At 53.2% G+C, this 22,908-nt stretch carries 24 protein-coding genes; 12 read left to right on the forward strand and 12 right to left on the reverse strand.

Going from position 1 to position 22,908, the window contains the following annotated elements:
• Positions 1-56: 56 nt before the first annotated feature.
• Positions 57-1,469: a DEAD/DEAH box helicase gene (locus tag FH749_11765; GenBank protein ID MTI96140.1), complete on the forward strand. Its 1,413-nt coding sequence runs from the start codon at positions 57-59 to the stop codon at positions 1,467-1,469.
• A gap of 55 nt (positions 1,470-1,524) precedes the next feature.
• Here the strand turns inward: FH749_11765 and FH749_11770 are convergent, their stop codons facing one another.
• The 3 genes from FH749_11770 to FH749_11780 form a co-directional block, all read right to left on the reverse strand.
• Positions 1,525-2,130 (reverse strand): hypothetical protein, encoded by a 606-nt coding sequence (locus tag FH749_11770; protein ID MTI96141.1) that lies wholly within the window; start codon positions 2,128-2,130, stop codon positions 1,525-1,527.
• 185 nt (positions 2,131-2,315) lie between these two features.
• A complete protein-coding gene (locus FH749_11775) occupies positions 2,316-2,801 on the reverse strand; it encodes a metallophosphoesterase family protein (protein ID MTI96142.1) in 486 nt (161 codons plus the stop codon).
• Between the two features lie 24 nt (positions 2,802-2,825).
• Complete coding sequence (locus tag FH749_11780; protein MTI96143.1) at positions 2,826-3,983, reverse strand: aldo/keto reductase; 1,158 nt, start codon at positions 3,981-3,983, stop codon at positions 2,826-2,828.
• Positions 3,984-4,421: 438 nt separating this feature from the next.
• Between FH749_11780 and FH749_11785 the strand changes: the two genes are divergently transcribed.
• From FH749_11785 to ric, 3 genes are all read left to right on the forward strand, one after another.
• Positions 4,422-5,738 (forward strand): sodium:alanine symporter family protein, encoded by a 1,317-nt coding sequence (locus FH749_11785; GenBank protein ID MTI96144.1) that lies wholly within the window; start codon positions 4,422-4,424, stop codon positions 5,736-5,738.
• A gap of 42 nt (positions 5,739-5,780) precedes the next feature.
• Positions 5,781-6,038 (forward strand): zinc ribbon domain-containing protein, encoded by a 258-nt coding sequence (locus FH749_11790; protein ID MTI96145.1) that lies wholly within the window; start codon positions 5,781-5,783, stop codon positions 6,036-6,038.
• Positions 6,039-6,131: 93 nt separating this feature from the next.
• Positions 6,132-6,845, forward strand: a complete 714-nt coding sequence (gene ric / locus FH749_11795) for an iron-sulfur cluster repair di-iron protein (protein ID MTI96146.1) — start codon at positions 6,132-6,134, stop codon at positions 6,843-6,845.
• Between the two features lie 19 nt (positions 6,846-6,864).
• On the opposite strand, the gene FH749_11800 is transcribed toward ric, so the two are convergent.
• The 5 genes from FH749_11800 to FH749_11820 are packed head-to-tail and all read right to left on the reverse strand — an operon-like array spanning position 6,865 to position 10,991.
• Positions 6,865-7,590: a peptidase M15 gene (locus FH749_11800; protein ID MTI96147.1), complete on the reverse strand. Its 726-nt coding sequence runs from the start codon at positions 7,588-7,590 to the stop codon at positions 6,865-6,867.
• 40 nt (positions 7,591-7,630) lie between these two features.
• Positions 7,631-8,422: a PhzF family phenazine biosynthesis protein gene (locus tag FH749_11805; GenBank protein ID MTI96148.1), complete on the reverse strand. Its 792-nt coding sequence runs from the start codon at positions 8,420-8,422 to the stop codon at positions 7,631-7,633.
• The gene (locus FH749_11810; GenBank protein ID MTI96149.1) at positions 8,423-9,040 is read right to left on the reverse strand and encodes an HD domain-containing protein; all 618 of its coding nucleotides are present in this window, start codon (positions 9,038-9,040) and stop codon (positions 8,423-8,425) included. It abuts the gene before it with no gap.
• Positions 9,033-9,596, reverse strand: coding sequence for a GNAT family N-acetyltransferase (locus tag FH749_11815; GenBank protein MTI96150.1), 564 nt, complete (start codon positions 9,594-9,596; stop codon positions 9,033-9,035). Before FH749_11815 ends, FH749_11810 begins: the two co-directional genes overlap by 8 nt.
• Positions 9,597-9,626: 30 nt before the next feature.
• On the reverse strand, positions 9,627-10,991 hold the full coding sequence (locus FH749_11820) for an MFS transporter (GenBank protein MTI96151.1): 1,365 nt from the start codon (positions 10,989-10,991) through the stop codon (positions 9,627-9,629).
• A 219-nt stretch (positions 10,992-11,210) separates the two neighbouring features.
• Between FH749_11820 and FH749_11825 the strand changes: the two genes are divergently transcribed.
• From FH749_11825 to FH749_11840, 4 genes are all read left to right on the forward strand, one after another.
• Positions 11,211-11,777 (forward strand): peptidylprolyl isomerase, encoded by a 567-nt coding sequence (locus FH749_11825; protein MTI96152.1) that lies wholly within the window; start codon positions 11,211-11,213, stop codon positions 11,775-11,777.
• 17 nt (positions 11,778-11,794) lie between these two features.
• Positions 11,795-12,316, forward strand: coding sequence for a peptidylprolyl isomerase (locus FH749_11830; GenBank protein MTI96153.1), 522 nt, complete (start codon positions 11,795-11,797; stop codon positions 12,314-12,316).
• Between the two features lie 2 nt (positions 12,317-12,318).
• Positions 12,319-12,747 (forward strand): NUDIX domain-containing protein, encoded by a 429-nt coding sequence (locus FH749_11835; GenBank protein MTI96154.1) that lies wholly within the window; start codon positions 12,319-12,321, stop codon positions 12,745-12,747.
• A gap of 95 nt (positions 12,748-12,842) precedes the next feature.
• Positions 12,843-14,735: a glutamine synthetase gene (locus FH749_11840; GenBank protein ID MTI96155.1), complete on the forward strand. Its 1,893-nt coding sequence runs from the start codon at positions 12,843-12,845 to the stop codon at positions 14,733-14,735.
• A gap of 81 nt (positions 14,736-14,816) precedes the next feature.
• Here FH749_11840 and FH749_11845 read toward each other — a convergent pair whose 3' ends face one another.
• From FH749_11845 to FH749_11855, 3 genes are all read right to left on the reverse strand, one after another.
• Positions 14,817-16,664, reverse strand: a complete 1,848-nt coding sequence (locus tag FH749_11845) for an ABC-F family ATP-binding cassette domain-containing protein (GenBank protein ID MTI96156.1) — start codon at positions 16,662-16,664, stop codon at positions 14,817-14,819.
• 324 nt (positions 16,665-16,988) lie between these two features.
• Positions 16,989-17,786, reverse strand: a complete 798-nt coding sequence (locus FH749_11850) for a multidrug ABC transporter permease (GenBank protein MTI96157.1) — start codon at positions 17,784-17,786, stop codon at positions 16,989-16,991.
• Positions 17,787-18,668, reverse strand: coding sequence for an ABC transporter ATP-binding protein (locus FH749_11855; protein MTI96158.1), 882 nt, complete (start codon positions 18,666-18,668; stop codon positions 17,787-17,789).
• A 170-nt stretch (positions 18,669-18,838) separates the two neighbouring features.
• Here FH749_11855 and FH749_11860 point away from each other — a divergent pair, with 170 nt between their 5' ends.
• Positions 18,839-19,042 carry a 4-oxalocrotonate tautomerase family protein gene (locus FH749_11860; protein ID MTI96159.1) on the forward strand — a complete coding sequence of 68 codons (204 nt, stop codon included), beginning with the start codon at positions 18,839-18,841 and terminating at the stop codon, positions 19,040-19,042.
• A 56-nt stretch (positions 19,043-19,098) separates the two neighbouring features.
• Here FH749_11860 and FH749_11865 read toward each other — a convergent pair whose 3' ends face one another.
• A complete protein-coding gene (locus FH749_11865; protein ID MTI96160.1) occupies positions 19,099-19,533 on the reverse strand; it encodes a DUF3795 domain-containing protein in 435 nt (144 codons plus the stop codon).
• Between the two features lie 163 nt (positions 19,534-19,696).
• On the opposite strand from FH749_11865, the gene FH749_11870 reads away from it, so the two are divergent.
• Genes FH749_11870 through FH749_11880 form a run of 3 tightly spaced genes read left to right on the forward strand, consistent with a single transcriptional unit; the run spans position 19,697 to position 22,786 of the window.
• The gene (locus tag FH749_11870; protein ID MTI96161.1) at positions 19,697-20,662 is read left to right on the forward strand and encodes a DMT family transporter; all 966 of its coding nucleotides are present in this window, start codon (positions 19,697-19,699) and stop codon (positions 20,660-20,662) included.
• Positions 20,663-20,707: 45 nt separating this feature from the next.
• Positions 20,708-20,989 (forward strand): hypothetical protein, encoded by a 282-nt coding sequence (locus tag FH749_11875; protein MTI96162.1) that lies wholly within the window; start codon positions 20,708-20,710, stop codon positions 20,987-20,989.
• 18 nt (positions 20,990-21,007) lie between these two features.
• The gene (locus tag FH749_11880) at positions 21,008-22,786 is read left to right on the forward strand and encodes an NlpC/P60 family protein (protein MTI96163.1); all 1,779 of its coding nucleotides are present in this window, start codon (positions 21,008-21,010) and stop codon (positions 22,784-22,786) included.
• The last annotated feature ends 122 nt before the right edge of the window (positions 22,787-22,908 follow it).

Here is a 22,908-nt window from a genome sequence, read left to right on the forward strand (position 1 = left end):
TATTGGCAAATTCAGTATATACTATATAGGTAACAACATAGCAAAAGGAGACTTATATGATAACCTTTAACCAATTGGGGCTTAGCGACAGTGTTATGAAAGCCCTTAATGACATGGGCTTCGAGGAAGCAACCCCTATTCAGGAACAAACAATACCTGCGGCCATGAACGGCCGAGACATCATCGGCCAGGCGCAGACCGGTACCGGCAAAACCGCGTCTTTTGGAATTCCAATGGTCGAGCGCTTTGAGCCCAATGCTGCCACCCGCGATATACAGGGGCTGGTAATCGCACCCACTCGGGAACTGGCGGTCCAGGTCTCGGAGGAGCTTTACAAAATCGGCCAGTTTAAGGGCATCCGTACTTTACCTGTCTATGGCGGACAGGACATCGGACGGCAAATCAAGGGCTTAAAAAATCGTCCCCATATTGTGGTCGGCACCCCGGGTCGCCTGCTGGATCATATCCGGCGTCGCACGCTTCGGCTGCACAATGTCCAGGTGGCAGTGCTGGACGAAGCGGATGAAATGTTAAACATGGGCTTTATCCAGGACATCGAGGCAATACTAGCCGAGATGCCTGAGGAGCGTCAAACCCTGCTGTTCTCCGCCACCATGCCACCACCAATTCGCCGCCTAGCCGAGAAATTTATGCGCGAACCAGAGTACATCGCTGTACGCAGCAAGGAAATGACTGTGCCCAGCATCGCCCAGAAATATATGGAGGTCAATGAGCGCCAAAAGTTTGAAGTCCTCTGCCGCCTGTTGGACATCCAGCCACCGGAGTTGGCAATTGTCTTTGGTCGCACCAAACGACGGGTAGACGAATTGACAGACGGGCTAAAAAAGCGCGGCTATTCAGCCGAGGGAATCCACGGAGACCTCACCCAGGCCCGGAGGGACGCAGTAATGCGCCAGTTCCGGGATGGGAGTATCGACGTCTTGGTGGCAACTGATGTCGCCGCTCGGGGCTTGGACATTTCCGGCGTCAGCCATGTATATAACTTCGATATCCCCCAGGACCCGGACAGCTATGTGCACCGCATTGGACGCACCGGCCGCGCCGGTCAGAACGGGGAAGCAATGACCTTTGTCACCCACCGGGAGCTCTACCACCTGCGCACCATCGAGCGTCTGACCAAACGAAAGATTGAACGGGCAAAGGTTCCCTCTGACACTGATGCCCTGGCCGGGCAACAACGGATGACTGTGGAGCGGCTGCTAGGGGCAATCGAAGAAAACGAAACATCCCGCTATCGCTCCATGGCCGAACAAATGCTGGCTGAGAATGACTCTGTCACCGTTTTGGCTGCGGCTCTCAAATTGCTCACCGGCGAACGGGATACCACGCCCATCCAGCTTACCGACGAACCCATGTACTCCAAGCGACCGCCTCGGCGCAACAATAACCACCGTGGCGAACGCCGACCCTACCCCAAACAGGGCGGATACCGCAAAAAACATCGTTAATAAAAAGCGCCTGCCGATTTAACCGGCAGGCGCTTTAACTTAGATTTAATCATTATTAGTAGCGTTTGGAATTTAAGGCAATGTCCCGAAGCAGGGTGAGGAGTTCCGAGAGCAAATAAAACACGATCAGAACAACCAGTGCGTTAAGCATGCTGATAAGCAGCAGCGCAATACCAGCTAAGAAAGGCGGAAACTGCAGGGGCATAAAGAAATTCCAGTAAAGCAGGGAAATAAAATTCATACCAGCCTCAAACGGCATCGAAATGTCTCCCCCAAACCAAATACTGACACCGGCGACAACCCCCAAAGCGCCAATCGCCAGCGCCTGCAACTCCCCAATCAATCGAAGCAGAGCTGCCGCCAGCGGCACCACCGGATACTCCTGCCGAGAAAGGGCGCTGATCCCGACAGACCGGTAAATTACCACCCGGAAGGCGAGATAGAAAGCAACTGTAAATAATGCGAGGCCCAGGAGCATGCCCAAGGCATCGCCCGGATTGTTAACACTGCCAATTTCCAACAAAAATCCAATTAGCACAAACAGATAGCCCAATACCAGCAGGGCGGCCATGACCTTAAGGGCAATGACGCTGATCTGGTACAAAGTTGTGCCGAAGGACAAGGACGAAAGGATTTGGTCAATTTTCTTGTTAATATTCAATTTATACCCTCCCTTTACCATGGTATATAAATATTTCTCTATATACCATGTATTTCCCTGCCCCGTCGGCATGTAAATATCAAGTAAAAAAATTCAACTTGCATAACAGCATAACTTATACCGAATTAGAAAAACGGGGGGCGTTGACCACTAGCCAACACCCCGTCTATTAAACAATTGCGTATTTAGTCAAAGTAGAGGATTTTCCCCCGAGCACGGCTCCTGAGATAGAGCATACCCAGAGAATACCGGGGCTGGCGCCGCTTATCGGTGGGCGAGCCGGGATTCAAGAGCAGACAGCCGTCGGTCGTACGCACAAGTGGTTTATGGCTATGCCCAAAGACAACAACATCGGCATCCGGAAAACTCGCCCGGGCCCGTTCCGGTGTCTCCCGGCGTTTTCCATTATGTCCATGGGTCAGACCAATCTTGAATCCATTGAGCTCCAATAACTTTTGATACCCCAGCGCTTCAACCAGCTCCGGCGGGTCAGTATTGCCGGCCACCGCTTCCACCGGCGCCAACCGGGCCAGGGCGTCCAGCACTGATTGCTCATTAATATCGCCGGCATGCAGTATTAGGTCCACACCGGCAAATGTTTCCGCCACGAAATCCGGCAACGCCTTCCGGCGTCTCGGGATATGGGTGTCGGAAATTACGCCAACTTTCAATGCATCGACCTCCCGGCAGGGCAACTATTCCCTGCTCAAATAATTGTGGGCTTCTTTCAACTTCTCGATAATCGGTATCCCCTGGGGACAGGCCGGTTCACAGATTCCACATTCGATGCAGCGGGCAGCATCTCGCTCGTTACCCATCACCCGTTTATAGCTTGCCCTGGCTTCTGCGGCATCTTCAAACATCAAAGCATTATTGTACAGGGTAAAGATATGAGGAATCATCACATTTGCCGACTCACAGGGTGTGCAATATCCGCACTGGGTACAATTGACCTTGGTAAGCGAATGGAATTTGTCCCGCACAGCCTCGACAATTTGCAACTCTTCCGGTCCCATTTGGTTGGGATGGGCATTGGCGGCGGTGCGAAGGTTCTCTTCTAAATCAGACATTGTCGTCATCCCGCTAAGCACAGTGGTTACTTCCGGATGATTCCACAGCCAATGCAGCGCCCATTGGGCCGGTGTCCGCTGTAATCCAGAGGCGTCCCATAAACGCTGAATTTCCCGTGGCGGCTTGCTGGCCAGCTTTCCGCCCAAAAGCGGTTCCATGATTACAATCGCCAGGTTTTTATCTGCCGCATACTTGAGCCCATCGCGACCGGCTTGGGTGTTCTCATCCAGGTAATTGTACTGGATTTGACAAAAGCTCCAGGGATAGGCATCGACAATTTCCCGGAACAAATCGGGCGCATCGTGAAAAGAAAAGCCCGCATAGTTGATGCGTCCATCCGCCAAGGCACGATCCACGAAATCCAGAACATTCAGGTCCATGATTTTCTTCCATGTTCTACGGTTCAGTGCATGCAACAGGTAAAAATCCACATACTCTGTTTCCAGTTTATTCAGCTGTTCATCTAAAAGTTTATCGAAATCCTCGTGTGTTTCGGCGAGCCAGACCGGAAGCTTGGTGGCAAGCTTTACACGTTCCCGGTAACCGTCTCGCAACGCTTTGGCAACGACTTTTTCACTTTCACCCTTATGGTACGGATAGGCGGTGTCCACATAATCAATGCCATTATCGATGGCATGACGCAACATGGCGATTGCTTTTTCTTCGTCGATTTTGTCCGATTCCTGAATCGGGTCGGCACCCGCCTGCAATGGAAACCGCATGCAGCCAAAACCTAGAGCCGAGACCTTAAAATTATGGCGTCCAAATTTCCGGTATTGCATTATATATTCCCTCCCAAAGTGATGCTTACAATATTAATTAGATACGCGATTGGAATTTCCTTCATTCGTTAATCGAAATACTCTGCTGGGGAAAGAAACTTTTGCTCTGTTCCCAATTTCACAAAACATTTTACTCACGAAATTTTTTTCACGGCCTACAGGTCCTAGATTCTGTCAGCCGCCCGGCGTTATTGTAAGTTTACTATGAAAATTCAGGTCCTAAGACCACTTTTTGAGACAAGTCCTAATGTTATGTCAATTAGTGAACTTTTTCCCATTACAGGATTGGGGCGGCAAAACGTTGAATTATAGTTTTCAAGGTTGCCCATAAAATAAATTTATGACAAGGAGCGGATTAAATGGACTTTTTCCAAACTATATATTGATGCTATTCTGGCAGCCAACTCTTGATTGAATAATCTTGTCTGGGGTCTGCCCATGCTCATCCTCATTGTCGGTACTGGTCTTTATTACACCATCCGCCTCAAGGGCGTTCAGTTCACCCACTTTGGCCGCGCCTGCCGGGAAATCTGGTACAAGGTTCGCTATCCCGGTGAAACCGAAGAAGGAGACATCTCTCCTTTCAAAGCGCTTTCAACAGCGATTGCCTCCACCGTCGGCGTTGGCAATATTGCCGGTGTGGAGACGGCCATCGCCCTAGGGGGACCAGGCGCCATCTTCTGGATGTGGGGCTGCGCCATCCTCGGTATGGTCACCAACTTTGCGGAAGTCACCCTCGGCGTGCATTTCCGTGAACAAAAGGGCGGCGTTGTCGCCGGTGGCCCAATGTACTACATCAAGAACGGTCTCAACCTCCCCTGGTTGGCTGTTGTCTTCAGTATCTTTGGTGCCCTGGCCGCGCTGGGTATCGGCAATATGGTACAGGCAAACTCCATGGCCGACGTCCTGGAATCCACCTTCAGCGTGCCGCCGTTGGCCACTGCCATTGTCCTGGCGATTCTCGTCGGAGCTGTAACAATCGGCGGTATCAAGCGGATTGCCGACGTCTGCGGCTTCGTTGTTCCGGCAATGGCCGTATTCTACATCATTGCCGCCATGACCATTATCATTATCAATATCACTAAAGTTCCCGATGCTTTTGGCCTTATTTTCTATCATGCTTTCCGCCCGACAGCTGCAGTTGGCGGTTTTGCCGGTTCTGCCATAATGATGACTGTGCGTTATGGGGTTGCCAGGGGCGTTTTCTCCAACGAAGCCGGCCTTGGCAGTACGCCCATCGCTCACTCAGCAGCAAAGACAGACCATCCTGTCCGTCAGGGTGTCTGGGGTCTGTTTGAAGTTTTTGTCGATACCATCGTTCTCTGTACGATGACTGCCCTCGCCATCCTCACCACCGGCGTTTGGAGTAGCGGTGAAGAGGGTGCTTCCCTGACAGCAGAGGCTTTCAACGCTGGACTGCCTGGGTTAGGAGGCGGCCTGGTAACAGTGGGCGTCATCCTCTTTGCCTATACCACCACAATTGTCTGGTGTTACTATGGTGAAAAATGCGCAGAGTATCTGTTTGGCACCAAGATTGTATTGCCCTACCGGATAGTTTGGCTCCCGTTCCTATTTATTGGAGCATTGGGTGGTCTCCAGGCAATCTGGGCAATTGCCGACACCCTCAATGCCTTGATGGCGATCCCCAACCTCGTCGGTTTGATTCTCCTCAGCGGCGTCGTTATCAAGCTGGCCAAGGAGTTCTTCTCAACCGAACAGTACAAGGAAATCAAACCAACTAAGAAAGTCGGTTAGTTCTCCTCCCAAGGGCAACCTGACCTTGCAAAACCCCGGAGATTGCTCCGGGGTTTTGCTTGTAAAAATATATGTTTACGCTATAATATACCCGTAACGGGTATAAAGGAGGGGTCATTCTTGCCTGTCTATGCCTTTGTGTGTGGCAAATGTGACCACAATTTTGACGTGCTCACCAGCTATAGCAACAAAAAGCACATTGCTTGCCCCAGCTGCGGCAGCCAGGAAATCAAAGAAACTTTTCGCGGTTATGGGAGCGGCGTTCAAGCCAGTTCCGGCGGCAAAAAACCCTTCACATGAGCGGGCTCCTGTTAGCGGACAGGTAGTCCGCTTCTCCTTTCAGGTATTGCCAGTCAAAATTCTGTGCAGACTATCCCTGAAAGGAGGGTTGAAATGACCCAATTTAGCGGAACGGAAAAGATTGGCGATGTGGTTGCCCATTTCCCCGGCGCCACAGAAGTATTTCGTAAATACAAAATTGATTTTTGTTGCGGCGGCGACCGTCCCTTGCATCAGGCCTTGCGAGAACAGGGTTTGAATGAGCAGGAGGTGCTCAGTGACCTTGAGTCGGCCTGGGAACGGGCAGCCCAGTATCGGTCTGGCCAGATTGACTGGCGGGAAGCGCCCATGAGCGAGCTAATTGATCACATTGTCAGTACCCATCACGGCTATCTGCGCAACGAATTGCCTGCCCTGAGCGAATTGACAATGATGATACTCCGGGCCCACGGCGCCCAGCACGGCGACACCCTGCGCCAAGTCCACAAACTCTTCCACAATCTGAAGACCGAGCTGGAGCAACACTTAATCAAAGAAGAAGAAATGCTCTTCCCCCTGATCAAAGACTATGAAACCACCAATGACAAGGCCAAACTGGACCAAGCGCTTAAGATTCTCGACGAGCTGGAAGCTGAGCATGAGGGTGCTGGGGATGTGCTCAAAGAACTGCGCCAAATCACTGGCGAATATGCCGTCCCCGCCGACGGCTGCCCAACCTACGACGATACCTATCGCCGTCTGGTGCGTCTGGAGGAAGATATGTTCCAGCACATTCATCTGGAAAACAACATTCTCCATCCCCGGCTCCGGGCCGAAAAGAATAATTAAACCACGCCGCTGGGCGTGGTTATTCTGTACATAATATTTGAACCGCTTGCTCCAGGGAAATGTCCAGCAAGGGAAAGCGCCACCATTCGCTGTCTGCAAAATGCCACCATTCCTTATCAATGCCGACAAAGCCGTTCTCCTCCATAATCTCCGTGAGGTAGTGCATATTTTCCCGGGCCTCCGGGCTCATCTGGGAGTAGCGGGCGCCGGCGCCACTGAAGTCATCAAAATCGGAAGGCATCGCCAGTTCTCTGCCCAGGCCGTCCACCAAAGTCACGTCCACGGCACATCCGCGACTGTGCAATGAGCCAAACCGGGGCTCGGCAAAAAAATGTTGGTGTTCGCCCGCCTCCGCCCATAAGTAGCTGTGGATGCTCCGGGGCCGGTAGGCATCCCATATTTTCAGGCGGTATCCGTCTTGCATAAAGCGCTCATTGGCCCGAGCCAGCTTGTCTGCGGTTTGGGAGCGCAAAAAAGCGTAATTGCCGAAATAGACCGGCACGCCCAGGAGATTATCGTCGCCGGCGTAACGCAATTCAATCACCAGGTCGGGCACAAAGTCGGCCAGGCAAACGAGCCCGCTCTCCAGCACTTGCTGCTCTAGGGCACTGCTGACCTCGGTCTCCAAGCCCGGTTCTAACTCTAGGGCTCCCGTGCCAATTAAAGCCGGGGCCACAAATAGCAGCGAGAGAACTATACCTACATATTTCCGGAGCACAGATTTCACCCCAAGCCAGATAATCATTCAGTCTTATGTTTCCAGACAGGGGGTTATTCATGCACAGTTAAACTAAAATTTCACCGCAGAACACCAATACAGCCTGGCCGAAAAGCAACACCCGCTCACCCTGGACTTCTACCTGCAGTTCGCCGCCGCGGCTCGAAAGCTGGCGGGCCTGGAATTTAGTTTTGCCCATTTTTTGCTGCCAGTACGGTGCCAGACAACAGTGGGCAGAACCGGTGACAGGATCCTCATCGATGCCAATGCCAGGGGCAAAAAACCGGGACACAAAATCATACTTCGACGACTGGCTGCGAGCGGTGACAATCGCGCCCCGCTCAGTTAAAGCAGCCAGGCGGGCAAAATCCGGCTTGAGTTTAACGAGTTCTGCCTCGGAAGCAATTTCAAACAAAAAATCCTCCCGATTGCGCCCGCTGTACAGCGGCTTGATGCCGATGGCAGCTAGCAACCCATCGTCTACAGCACAAGAGGTTGCCGGCTCGGCGGGGAAGTCTAGTATAATCTGTCCTCCATGCTGACGGGCACTCAGAGGACCGCTTCTGGTGGCGAAGCGCAGAGTTTCTCCGGGCTTGGCCCGGCCGCTGGCATAGAGGGCATGGGCGGTGGCCAGGGTCGCGTGGCCGCAGAGGTCGACCTCCACCGTCGGCGTAAACCAGCGCAGCGCGTAACCTTCAGGTCCGGGCAGCACAAATGCAGTCTCAGAAAGGTTCATCTCCGCAGCCACCGCCTGGAGCCATTCGTCTTTCCGCTCTTCGTCCAAGACGCAGACAGCCGCTGGATTGCCGGCAAAGGCCTGACTTGTAAAGGCATCCACCTGATAAATTGGTACTGTCATTTAACTTTCCCCCTTGCTTTGCTTTTCAGCAGGCAATAACCCCTGCTCAATCGCCACATCCAACATCGCTTCCGCATAATCCCATAAAGCTACCGCGCCCTGGGCCATCGGCTGATTGCGCTTTAGCACCTGCTCACGGGTGATATTATGTCGGCGCCAGGTGCCGCCGTCGGTGTGGAAATTGTGCAGCATCGGTTGCAATCTGTCCAGTGCAGCTGCAAACCTGGCCTCAGGTGTGCGCCGCTCTTCAAACTCTTCCCAAAGCTGCCAAAATTCCCGGCCCTGATCTTCCGGGAGCAGGCCAAAGAGGCGGGTCGCCGCCTTCTGCTCCCGTTCTTCTTTGTCCAGATTGCCGGCCTCGTCATAGCAAAAGGTGTCACCGGCATCAATCTCGACAATGTCGTGGATCAGAACCATTTTCATTACCCGGGGTAAATCCACCGTCTCATTGGCATGCTCGGCCAGCAGCATCGCCATCAGGGCCAGGTGCCAGGAGTGCTCGGCGTCATTTTCCCGGCGTTCGGGATCGGCAATTAGAACAGTCTGTCGGTAAATTGTTTTCAGTTTATCGATTTCAGCGATGAACTCAAGCTGGCGCCGCAAACGTTCACTACTCATTATGCAACCACTCTTCCTTTAACATAGAGTACATGCGTACGTCATAGAACTGACCCTTGGCATAAATATGTTGACGCAGAATTCCCTCAAATCTCATGCCCAGCTTTTCAAGCACCCGGGCCGAACCGACATTATCCAGATAGCACCTACCCTCCAGGCGATTAACACCCTGATCAAAGGCAAATTCCATAACTGCCCGACCGGCCTCGGTGGTAAAGCCCTTGTTCCAGTGACTACGGGCGAGGGCAAATCCCACTTCTGCTCGAAACTGATTCGGTTTCCAACCCACAAACCCGCAGGTCCCAATCACCCGGCCTCCGGTGCGCTCCACCAGCGCCCAGGGCGCAACTTTCCCCTGCTCATAACATTGCAGAACAAAATTGACAAACTCCCGGGAGGCCTCGATACTGCGATGAAACTCCCACGTGGTGTAACGGGCAACTTGGGGGTCGGATGCGTACTGAAAGACCGCATCCGCGTCAGTACTCTTCAGCTTGCGTAATAGCAGGCGTTCAGTATGCAGTTCAGGTAAATCCTTAAAAACGTCGGCAATCATACTTTCACCACTTTCCAGATACTTGTATCTTTATTCGCCATTGGCAAGCGGCAATCCTTTCGCAGGGGGAGTAGCGACCAGCGCTTCGCTGCGCCGGAAGACGCCTAGACGCAGGGCAACGAGCCCTAACAAAAGCAGGCAAAGGCCGCCTGCAGAAATAACGGGTACCGCACCCCAATGGTCAGCCATCACCCCGGTAACACCCAGAGCCAAAAGTCCGACCGAGTTACCAATGGCAATATCAATGCTGAACACCCGTCCCCGCATCTCATCGCTGACGACCTTTTGGAGAAATGTGCCATAGCTGACGTTCACCAGCGTTGCGGCAAAGCCCATCGCCAAGAACCAGGCGCCGGCCACCGGCAACCAGGGACTGTTGGCCAGAAGCCAATAGGACAGGCCGAGCCCAGATATGGACATCACCATCAAGCGCAATTCCCCCAGCCGCCCGCCCAGGCGGCCCATAAACAGCGTGCCCAAGAGCAGTCCGCCGCCGTTGATTGTCATTAACAGGCCGTACTGCCATTCGCTGAACAAGAACACCTCTTTAATAAGCACCACATTTAATGTGCTCAAGCCCCCCATGGGCGGCAACATTGCCAGGGCAAAGAGGCCGATTACAAACTTTACCGGCAAATTGCCGCGGATATACTGCCAACCGTCGCGAAAGTCGGCGGTAAAACTTCGTTCTCGACTCTGCCGCTCCGTCTCGGTACCGGGGATTTGAATCCAGAGTTCCGAAAAAGCCGAAAGCCAGAAGGAGACAGCATTGACGATAAAGGCCGCCTCCAGCCCCCAAAAACCGAGGAGTACACCGCCCAGGGCCGGCCCGGCCAGCTGGGCTGTATAGAATGTCGCAGACGAGAGTGCGTTGGCAGTAAGCAGCCGCTCTCGGGGAACCAGCCGTGGAATTACGGTGCGAACTGCCGGTGTAAAGAACACCGAAACCACGGACATTGCCAGAGCAAGCACATACAAAAGCGAAATATCGCGGGTAAAGGCCATGGCCAGGGCAAGCAGTCCGGCAATTATATCGGCGGTGATAATAATCATTTTTTTGTTCCAGCGGTCCACCAGCACCCCTGCCCAGGGCCCCAGGGCCACCGAGGGGATTGTCAGGAAGATAAACAACATCCCGACCGCTGCCGCCCGTCCGGTGATATCCACCACCAGCCAGGTAAGGGCCAGCATACTAACCCGGGAGCCGAGATTGGACACTCCCTGTCCGGCCCAGAGCAAGGCAAAATTGCGGTTCTTTAAAACCTGTATATATTCTTTCATACTTACACCATCCTTTAATAGCGGCCAGCCGACAGAAAGACCCCTTCTCCCGGCGGGAAAAGGGGTCATCAAATAGCAAACAGAATAGTCCGGAGCGCTAGCGCTCCGAAGCAAGCTGCCGAATGACCATCTTTGTTATCCCGGGACATATGTCAGATTGCTTCTGAGAGATGATCATTGGACCGAGCCTCCTTGAATAAATTCATTTCAATCATAAACCAATTCATCTACGTTAGCAACGTTGTCACAGTTTTGTAGTCGAGCAAAAACCGATTGTTGCCTGCTGGCAAACGGGTTATAATATACAAGTATTCTAAAGGGGCAGGTGAGAAGATGAATAAGAAATTGTTAATCATCGCGCTGGCGCTGTTGACAGCTGTACTGGCAGCAGGCTGCCAAAGCGATGGACAAACCGATTCTGATTTAGTGGAAGCGCTGATTGTCATGGATAACGGCGCCGAAATTGCTCTGGAACTATATCCCGAGGTGGCGCCTATCACTGTCGAAAATTTTGTGAACCTGGCCAGACAAGGATTTTATGATGACCTGACTTTCCATCGGATTGTCCCCGGTTTCATGATTCAGGGCGGCTGCCCCCTGGGCACCGGTATGGGTGGCCCGGATCACCGCATCGAAGGGGAATTTGCCGCTAACGGCCATGCCAACGACCTCAAGCACGAACGGGGCGTTATTTCCATGGCCCGTTCCATGGACTTTAACTCCGCCGGCTCCCAATTTTTCATCATGGTCGATGCCGCTCCCCACTTGGACGGGGACTATGCCGCTTTTGGCCGGGTGGTCAGCGGTATCGAGGAAGTGGACGCAATCGTCAACGCCCAACGGATGGGTGAGACACCGGTAGCCCCGCGCCACATTCAAACAATCACCGTCAGCGATTGAAGGAAAGGAAAGTGATTATGAGCAAAAATCCTGAAGTAACCATTGAAATGGAGAACGGCGGCACAATCCAACTAGAACTCTACCCGGAGGTGGCGCCCAACACCGTCAACAACTTCCTGGCTCTGGCCGGGAGCGGTTATTATGACGGCGTGATTTTTCACCGAGTTATCCCCGGCTTTATGATCCAGGGCGGTTGCCCCCAAGGCAGCGGCACAGGCGGTCCCGGCTACAGCATCCGGGGCGAGTTTAGCGCCAACGGCCACACCAATGAGCTCAAACATGAGCGAGGAGTCATTTCCATGGCCCGCACCGCCGACCCCAATTCAGCCGGCTCCCAATTCTTCATCATGGTTGATAACGCGCCCCACCTGGATAATCAATATGCTGGCTTCGGCAAGGTAGTGAGCGGAATGGAAGTTGCCGACGAAGTCGTAAACGCCCCCCGGGATATGGCGGACCGCCCCACCCAGGAACAAAAAATTCGCAAAGTCACAGTCAACACCCACGGCCAGGTGTACCCAGAACCGGAAAAACTCTAAACATGTCCCGGTTCAAGATGGTCGTTTCTGCCCATATATTTCTCACCCAGCCTGACAAATTATTGCTGCTTAAGCGACAGAATACCGGCTTTGCCGATGGCCAATTTTCAGTGCCGGCGGGTCATTTAGATGGCGCGGAGCCAGCAACGGCTGCGGCTATCCGGGAGGCCAAAGAAGAAGTGGGTGTAACCATCGACCCAGCTGATCTAAAATTAGTCTCCATCATGCATCGCCGCAGCGATCGGGAGCAGATTGATTTCTTTTTTGCTGCCGATACATGGACTGGTCAGCCAGTAAATGTCGAGCCAGAGAAATGTAGCCAGTTAACCTGGTGTTATTTTGACGCTTTGCCAGAAAACCTCGTGCCCTATGTCAGGCAGGCAATTGAAAATTTCCGTGCCGGCATATTTTTCAGCGAATTTGGCTGGTAACGCAAATTCAGGACGGTTCTCGATTGGCACAAAACTTGAAAATGCCAAAAGAGAACCGTCCTGAATTGGTGCAAACTTTTTTAAGGAGTGCTGTGATGACTGAACTAATCCACTTTATGCCGCCCTCCCAACATAACCCCGAGGACTTGGAAAAATTACTTTCGGCTCACCCGGAGATCCGCTTTGTGTCTCTGATGGGAGTAGACTTGGGGGGAAATGCCACTGATGAAAAAATTCCTGTCAATCTCTTTCTCAGAAATTGTCGCCAGTTCCTGGAGGAAGGGGTGCAGACCGACGGTTCCAGCGTCATTTTACATGACATTGCTACCCTCAACGATGCCAAAGTGGATTTGCTGCCGGATTTAGCTGTGAACTGGTTCGTCGATTACAACCGCGAACATCTGTGGGAAAACCAGAAACCGGTAGGCACTTTGCGGATACCGGCCTTCCTCATCCACAAGGGCAAGGCCGTAGACAGTCGGTCAGTCCTCAAGCGGGCGGCAGAAAACTTTCAAACCGTTCTGGAAACCTTGCTGAAAGAGCAACCGGAACTCTTGGCCGCCTGCGGCGCACCGCCGGAGCATGTTGCCGGCATCAATCTTACTGCCGCCACCGAACTGGAATTCTGGGTCCAGACCCCCCGGGACCGGGCCGATGTGGAGAAGCTGGCCACGTCCCAAAGTCTCAAGGAGCAATATTGGAAACGTACCCAGGGAGCCGTTCGCACCGCCCTGGAAAAGAGTCTGCTGCTCCTGGAACAATATGGTCTCGAACCGGAAATGGGCCACAAGGAAGTGGGCGGTGTCTCCAGCACCTTGGCCGGCAACGGCAAATTTGATCATGTCATGGAACAGCTGGAGATTGATTGGCGCTACTCCACCCCGCTCCAGACCGCCGATAATGAACTGCTGGCCCGGGAGATGATCGCCGATGTCTTCCGCAGCCACGGATTGGATATAACCTTCGCTGCCAAACCAATTGACGACGTCGCCGGTAGCGGCAAGCATGCCCATTTCGGCGCCAGCGTAACACTTGCCGACGGGGAAATGTATAATCTGTTCAATCCCGCCGATATGAAAGCGGATTACCTTAGCCCCCTGGGGTATGGCGCACTCATGGGACTTTTAAAGAACTATGAAGCGGTTAGCCCGTTTGTGACCGCTTCTAACGACGCCTTTAACCGCATGCAGCCGGGATTTGAAGCGCCGGTGTGCACCGTGGCGTCACTGGGCCATAGCACCTCAGAGCCTAGCCGCAACCGCTCGGTGCTGGTGGGACTGGTGCGGGAACCGGGTAATCCCAGGGCCACCCGCTTGGAATTGCGGGCGCCCAACCCCCAGTCCAACACCTACCTGGTCCTGGCCAGTGTTTACCAGGCAATGGTGGACGGCATAGTCGCAATGGCCAAGAGCGGCCTTAGCGCCAAAGAACTGGAAATGACCATTTCCAAGCCGGCAGGGGAAGATGCCTTTTATTTGGAAAGTAATCGCGCCTACCGCAGCGAAGAAAATGTATTCGAACACTATAACGAGGCGGAGCGGAACCAGCTCTTCGGTACACCGCCGGCAACGGTTTGGGAAAACCTTGCCCAGCTGGACAATGCCCCGGAGAAAACCGCTGTCCTCCTGGCCGACGACGTCTTCACTCCGGCGATTATCGGCTCCTATCGCGCAGCGCTCCTGGAGCAGTGGACGATGGAACTGGAGCACCGCATCCTGCCCACCAACTTGAACTTCATCCGGGAATGCAAAAAACTCCATGCCGACAGCGAAAATGACGCCGACGTCAAGCTTTGGAATCAGATTAAAGCCAAGCGCGACTACCTGGCCCGGGACACACTGAGTCGACCCTGCCTTTCCTGCCGCATACGCACTGCCCTGGCGTCCGGTGATTACCAACAGGCCTCGGACCTGCAGCAGGAAATGGCCCGAGAGATCGCCAATCTGCGCCAGCTTTACCGCCAATACCGCCGTAACATCCTGGACTAAGCCACCGGGGACAATTTGCGCCACATAATCAAATCAGCCCCATCGGGGCTGATTTGTCGTGTCAGAGTATCAAGAATCAACTTAAATTTGCGCCCAGAGTTTCTCCAGCTCTGCCGCCCTGTTTTCCCGGAGCGCGGTTAACTCTTGCAGGCGCAGGTAATCGCTGGCGCTTTCGGCCATTTCTTTGTCTATCGCCGCCAACTCGGCTTCCAGCGCGGTGATTGCCTGCTCCAACTGCTCCAGCTTATAAACATTGGGCTTCTCCGTCCGAGGAGGCCGCCGAACTTCAGGCGCCGCCTTGTTGGTCTTTTTTGCTTCCTCCGGCCCCCGCCGGTGTTGCCGGTAATAGTCATAATTACCCAAGTAATTGACCAGCATGCCACCCCGCAGTTCCACAACCCGTTCGCTGACCCGATTGATAAACCAGCGGTCGTGGGAAACCAGCAGCACCGTCCCAGCGAAGTCCCGCAGGGTTTCTTCCAGGACCTCCCGGGCGGGAATGTCCAGGTGGTTGGTCGGTTCGTCCAATACCAGCGTGTTTACATCGCTATGCACCAGCTGGCAAAGGCGTAGGCGGCTTTTCTCACCACCGGACAAGCTGCCAACTTTATTGAATACCGCCTGCCCCCGGAACAAAAAGCGGGCCAAAATGTGGCGAGCCGTCCCTTCCAAAATCGGACACGTGTTGCGAAAGGTGTCAAGCACTGAGGCCTCAGGGTCAGGAAAACTCACCTCCTGTTCCAGCCAGCCGGGGCGCACCCGGGCGCCAATTTTAATTGATCCCGAATCAGGTTGCACTTCGCCCAGCAGCAGCTTCAGCAAAGTTGTTTTGCCACAGCCATTGGGCCCGACGAGAGCGACCTTTTCACCCTGGCGCACATGCAAACTGGCATTGTCCAGCAGTTTGCGTCCGGCAACGGAGCAGGATATTGCTTCCGCCACCCAAACATCGCGACCACTCCCCGCTTCATTAAAACTCAGGTTGAAGCTTAGCTTTTCCCGGGGGCGCTCCAAAAGCTCCATCCGCTCCAACTCCCGCTCGATTGCCCGCGCGCGGCGAAAGAACTTGGGGTTATCGCTGCGCTTGCCCCAGTCCCGATAGCGGGCAATTGCCGCTTCCATGGCCTTGATACGTTTTTGCTGTCCCTTCCATTCCTCCAGAAGCGCCTCTACCCGGGCAGATCGCTCCTCTACATAGAACGAATAATTGCCGTGGTAAACCTCCGCCTGCCCCGCGTCCACTTCAATAATCCGGCGGGCGAAGCGGTCCAAAAAGACCCTGTCATGAGAGATTGCCAGAACCGTCCCCTGGTAGTTTTGGAGGTATTCCTCCAACCATTCCACCGCCTCTGTATCCAGGTGGTTTGTCGGTTCGTCCAGCAGCAGGATATCCGGTTGGACGAGGAGTATCCGCCCCAGTTCCACGGTGGTTTTCTCACCGCCGCTGAGACTGGCGAACTGTTGCTCTAAAAGCGACGCCAGGCCCAGCCCCCTCACCACCTTGCCCAGTTTTTCTTCAATTGCATAACCTCCAGCCAGTTCAAACTGCTCCTGCAAACGGGCATAGGTGGTCATAACCCGTTCCAACCCTGCCTCCCCGGCACCGGCCATCTGACTTTCCAGGCGGCGCAATTCCGCCTGCATGGCTAGCAGGTCGGCGAAGGCCAAATTAAGCACATTCATTGCCGTCATCCCGGCAGGGTATTGGGGGATCTGTTGCAGGAGGCCGATGCTGGCCCCTTTGCGTATCGCGACCTCTCCCGCCTCGCACCCCTCGCCGGCGATGACTTTAAACACCGTGGTCTTGCCGCCGCCATTTTCGCCGATTATCCCTACCCGTTCGCCGGAGGTCACTTCCAGGTTGAAGTCAGCCAAAACTTGATTGGCGCCATAATATTTTTCAATTCCTCGAAGACTGATTTCAATCATCTTACTCAACTCCTTATAAACCACTTAGGTACACAAAAAGCCCAGGCAAGCAAAACCTGCCCGGGCGTATATTCCCAGAGGATTCTTTTACTCGCATCGGTTAACATAACATTTAATTTTGTACACACTACTCCCTTGACCAGTCAAAGCATGAATAATCGCAGTGATCGGCAAACGGGACAAAATACTGTTAACCAACGCAGTCACCTCCTATATGTTCTGGAAATAATTATAGCACAGCCTAGAGCATGTGCCAACTCAGGACGGTTCTCAATTGGTGCCGATTATGCAAATTGAGAACCGTCCTGAATTGGTGAATTGGTGTTAGATTGTGATGTCCCGCCGGCGGTAGAGATACCAGGTGAGGCCGGCGGTTATAATTGCCACCGCCACCAGCGTCAGCAGCCGCCAGGGGGGCAAAGAACCCTCGGCGACTATATCCGAGGCATTCATGTACCAAAATGGCGTCAGGTATCGAAGGAACTCGGCGCGCTCAGCCAAGAGGGAAACGACATGCAGAAAGTAAAGTCCAATAACCAAACCTATACCGGCTGAGTAGGCGGACTTCTTGCGCACGAAAAACAGGGAGAGCAAAAAGGCAATACCGGCAAAGGCCAGTTGCGCAAACAGGGGCGCAATTAGCAGACGAAACAGCTCCAGCCGGGAAAAATCATCTACCCAGATTTCAAAGCTTATATAGCTGACCAGGCCGATGCCCAGATTAAAGAGCAGCAGGATGGCCCCGATTGCCAGCAACTTCTCCCCAACCACCCGGGACCGGGTCACCGGTTTTGCCAACAGAAACTCAATTGTCTTTTCGTCTTCTTCTTTGGCCAGCATGGTCGCGGCTAGCATTGCTGCAAAGACGCTGCCAAATAGAATAACCATAAAGTATGCCTCCACAGCATAAAAGCCGATGGCATCGGCCATACTCAATCTATCCATACCAAAGATGCGCATGAATTCTTCCGGAAACATGGTCATGAATTCTTCCATTTGCTCTGCGTCCCCGGCGAAGGTAGGGTATAGGGAAATAACGAACAGATTGAGGGCCGCCAAGGCCAGCATCCAAATCAACAATGAGCGCCGGTTTGACCTCAACTCGCGCAGGAGAATAAACATCTAGTCTTCCTCCGTTCCGTAATAATGCATAAACACTTCTTCCAACGTCGGCTCCTCCAACCAGAGATTCTGCAGATTGTAAGCAGAGAGTGTCTGCACCAACTGATTGATATCACCGTTGAAGAACAGCTGTAAAGAATTGTTGTCCCGCTCCATGTTAACAATTCCCGGAAGACTCAATTCCGGTATGTCGTCAGAAAAGTTGATGCGCACCTTGCGAAGCTGATTATTTCGAAGTTGGACTACGTCTTCAACTGTTATGATGCTTCCATCCCGGATAATTGCGACTCGCTGGCAAAGTTTTTGCACCTCGCTGAGGATGTGGGACGAGAAAAAAATTGTGGTGCCCCGGGCATGTTCCTCCCGCAGCAGCGAAAAAAAACGCTTCTGCATCAACGGATCCAGGCCACCTGTAGGCTCATCGAGGATTAGCAGCCGCGGCTGATGGAGCAAAGCCTGGATGATGGCGACTTTTTTCTTGTTGCCCAAGGACAGGGAGTGGATTCTTTTCTTGGTATCCAGCTCGAAGATTTCCACCAGTTCTTTTATCCGGCCCTCGCAATTTTGGCGGTAAAAACGCGCTGAATAAGCAAGTAGTTCACCCGCCGTCATCTCGTCGTAATAATCAACTTCGCCAGGTAAATAACCAACTTGTGCCCGAATCTCCCTGGCATTAGTGACCACATCAAGGCCAAACACCGAGGCGCTGCCACTGGTGGGAAAGATAAAATTCAAAAGTATGCGTATAGTCGTGGACTTTCCGGCGCCATTGGGCCCGATAAAACCAAAGATCTCGCCTTCCTTAACCTGTAAATCGACATCGACAATCCCCCGGGACTCGCCGTAGTACTTGGTTAAATTCCGGGCTTCAATTGCAAACATAAAATCCCCTCCCCTTGTTTGCACTTGTTCTGCATATTTTCAGTATATCACTTTTTTTAGTACGGCCAACTAAAAGCACAAATTGAGAACCGTCCTGAATCGGCGCGAATCGAGAACCGTCCTGAATTGGTGTATAATAACAAGAGATAGGATGGAAGGAGGTTGTAAAATTGCCTTTTGTATTTGTGGATTGCGGTCAGACCGACGCCACGACCAAAGCAAAGCTGATTGAGAAGATTACAGCAAGCACCAGCGAAGTATTATCGATGCCCAAGGAAAATATCTTTGTTGTGATTCGGGAGAACAATCCGGATAATGTGGGCGTTGGCGGCAAAACCCTCACTGAAGTGGTTGCCCAGAGGAAAAATACTTAGGAAAAAAGACCCCGGGGTTTCGTGCCCGGGGTCATGCATTTACAACACAATATGGCTCAGGAAAGATCAGCGCCCTTGCCGCAACTAAGGCAGCGCTTTTTATACGCGACAATCGTGCCGCCGCAAACGCATGTCCAGCGGCGCGCCATCAAATTATAAAACTCCTCTTCCCCAAGGGCCCGCAGTTCCTCCAGCTGACGCAAAGGCACACCCTCATAACCCATGGAGAGTCTCTGTAAGCGTCCGCATGGATGTTCATGACACTGATTACAGTATTCATGGCCCCTATTTATACCGCAAAGATAAATCTTGCAATAGCTTCCGTGACAATCGGGGCTGAAACTTCCACAGCCATTACATCCAACTTCCTCCGGCTCACACTGCAATTCCCGGGCCAACCGCTTTTGTAAACCTTTGTTGCCGCGGGCATAATAAATTGCGCAAGAGCCGCAGTACAACCCGCAACTTCCCACCGGCGCACGACCCTCCATTTTGCACCCCCAATTTTGTGACTTGTTTCACATAAATACGGAAACAAAAACACTCGCTACCTTGATAGTAAACGAGATTTAAATAATTTACCAGTCTTTCTTTTTCTGTGGTTTAATGATATGATGGTTAATAGGGGTCCTTAGGGGCCCTGTTTTTGCATTAATGATAAATTATCGCTGCCGGGCAGGGCATCGCCCTGCGGAAGTTGAAATTATACATTTGGAATATAACGCATCTGCGGGGAGGAATCTAATGACTGCAAAAACCAAACCAGCTGTCAATCCACTTTTTGTAATGATCATCGGCGTTTTAGGCGTCTCCTTTAGCGCTATCCTGGTTCGTTCCACCGGCGCTCCACCTGCAATCATCGCCTTCTACCGCCTTTTGTTTTCTTGCATTCTGCTGTTCCCCCTGGCTGTTTCCGGTTTTTCTGAAATCAAAGCCCTGGGCCGCAGAGAATTATGGTTATGTATGCTGGGCGGATTTTTTCTAGCCTTCCACTTCATCTTTTGGTTTACTTCCCTGGGGTTTACCAGTGTCAGCAGCTCAACGCTGTTGGTTAACCTGCACCCGCTGGTGGTTGTCACGGCTTGCTGGTTATTTTTTGGCGAAAAGCTTCACCGTTGGGCGCTGCCAGGAACTGTGGTGGCTGTTACCGGTATTGCCCTCCTGGGTTGGGGTGACCTGCAACTGACAGGCGATGCTTTGATTGGCGACCTCTACGCCCTGGCCGGCGCAGTAATGGTAGCCGGCTATTACTTAGTGGGGCGCCATGTTCGCCCGCTGCTCAGCATCGCGCCTTACGCGCTTCTGGTTTACGGCGCCAGCACAATTGTGCTCTTGGTTTACAATCTACTATTAGATAATCCGCTGACAGGGTATGCCGGCAACGACTGGGTGATCTTTGTCGCCCTCGCTGTGATTCCGACAATATTTGGCCATACACTGCTCAACTGGGCCCTGCGCTATGTATCTGCCAGCGCCGTCTCCATCAGCGTACTGGCGGAACCAGTCCTGGCAACTCTGCTGGCTATCCCATTCCTGGCGGAGATACCGGGCCCGCTCCAAATAGCCGGCGGTCTCTTGGTCCTGCTTGGAATCTGGTTGTTTTTGCATCGGCGCCGCTAATCAGTTCTCCCGCTCCCGGGCAAACTAGGGCTGGAGGTGTAAATTATGAAATATGTCCTTTCCGCACTTGGCCTGGTTGCCCTGGCGGCGCTGGCAGACCTGCTGCTCTTTGCCGAAGAATTTGGTCTCTGGACCTATACGTTAGGGGCGCTGGCAGGGATGGTGGTTGCCTTACTGGGTCTGGTTATCCTCATTAGCACCACTTTTTTGCGCTCCGGTCAGCGTCTGCCCCGGCTGCGCTTGGGTAGCGGCTTGCTGCTTACCGGCGCCGGCACATTCATTCTCAGCTGGATTATCTGGTTTGCCCTCAACACACCGGGCGCTTGATACTTAAGGAGGTTCCCCATGTCTCGCTATATTTTTACACTCCTGCTGGCAGCGGTTTTGCTCATCCCGACAACCAGCCAGGCGGGAACCGGCTTTTTGGAGTGGCAGCAGCTGATCCTGGCTGAGCCACTTGACTCCGAGCTCCTGAGCGATCCCCAGGGCTTTGCCGTGGAGGCCGGTAATCTGTACATATTGGATACGGTTGCAGGAAAGGTTGTTCAGTTCAACCACGGCAAACCAGTATCAGAAGTTCCGGTTCCAACCCAAAGCGGGCATTTAGTTGTAGATGGACCCGAGTTGCTGGTGCTGGAAAATATGCTGCCCCTGGATGAACCCCGCCGTCTCCACAGCTATCGTTGGAATCAGCATATGTTCAGTCGGGAGCTCCCAGTAAATGAAGAAGAAACGGTCGCAGTCAACCCACCCTCGGGGGCTGAGATTGCAATCACGCCCCAACTCAAATCGCTCATTCCCGTCAATGATAGTTTCCTGCTCCAATACAGTACCGGCAAGCGTTGGCTGTGGGACCCGGTCACCAACGGTTTCACCCCCTACCCGCAACCGCTGATCAAGTCCGAGACCGGCCATATGGAATTTGTCGCCGCCAATCGCAAGCATGTGCTGGAAACCACCGGTACCGCCGTTGCTTTCTCTTACCTGGGACTTGATGGACAGGGGCGGCAATACTATACTTTCACCGATTACATCGACCCCCTCAACCAACGCCAGATCATTATCCGTGCGGGCCGAGAGACCAAATATGCCGACGTCACTCAGTTTGCTGACCCGACCCTCAACACCTGGGCATGCGTTGACCCGAAAGATAACACAGTCTACACTGCCAACCGGGATACTGACACCTATCAAGTCTATAAAATCGGTGAGCGCAACTTTAAGTCGATTTATGACGGGTTTGCCCCCCAACCGGTCCCCTGGTACTACCAACAATCGATTGCTCCCGGGATCGCAAATGCCATTGTTCGGGAGCAAGAGGCGCTCTGGGACAAGCATGGTCGGGCAAATCGCTATAATCAGCTTACCCGGCAGGATGCCTGGGAAACAGGCCTTGCCTATGTGGACTACATCTGGACTCCCGGGCCCGAGAATTACACCGGCCCAGACAATACTACGGTTATCCGCACTTTACCAACCTGGCTGCCCGAGCATCCCCCTGGCGAGCCCGTACGGGGACTTCCCTACTGCTGGGGCGGCTGCATGACCCTGGAGGATTTCGACCGCCGCCTGGACCTGGGCTGGCAGGCCGGCAATGTCGAACCAGTGGGCCCCTACCACTGGGGCACCATCGGCGTCGATTGCTCCGGCTTGGTCTGGAATGTTTATGGCTATGAATCCCGGCCCGACCGGGGCTATGCCCAGACCTCCAATCCCCGCTACTTCACCCGTATTCCCCATGACCAGTTGGTCTGGATGGACACAGCCGCCATGCCCGGGCATATCGTACTTTACATTGTCGCCGACCCCTGGAATCCTGATGTGTTTTACACAATTGAAGCTACCGGCGCCCACGACAACGATACAACGATGCTTTGGTATCGTTACTTCAGTCAGGGGTTTCAAAGATTTGGCCGCTACAACGGTCTCTATCGGCCAACAACTGATGAGGAGCCTGAGGCCTGCCCTGGAGGCGAGCTGGAAGTAATCCATCGCGAGAGCGAGCAGGTGGTGGCAAAGGTGGACCCGGATGGCAGTGTCCATTTCCGGGAGCGCCATACCGAAACAATTGCCTGCAGTGAATGCAGGCAGCAATGGCTGGTGGAAACAAATCATAACCAATAGCACCTGTGCTGTGATATAATAATCAAAATAAAATATGTCCCATGTGAGGAGGAGAGCACATGCGCAGAGAGATAACCACCGGCCTTTTGTTCATTGCCCTGGGCGGTCTGCTGCTGGCCAAC

This window comes from Bacillota bacterium (assembly GCA_009711825.1).
In the GTDB taxonomy this organism is placed as follows: Bacteria; Bacillota; Proteinivoracia; order UBA4975; family VEMY01; genus VEMY01.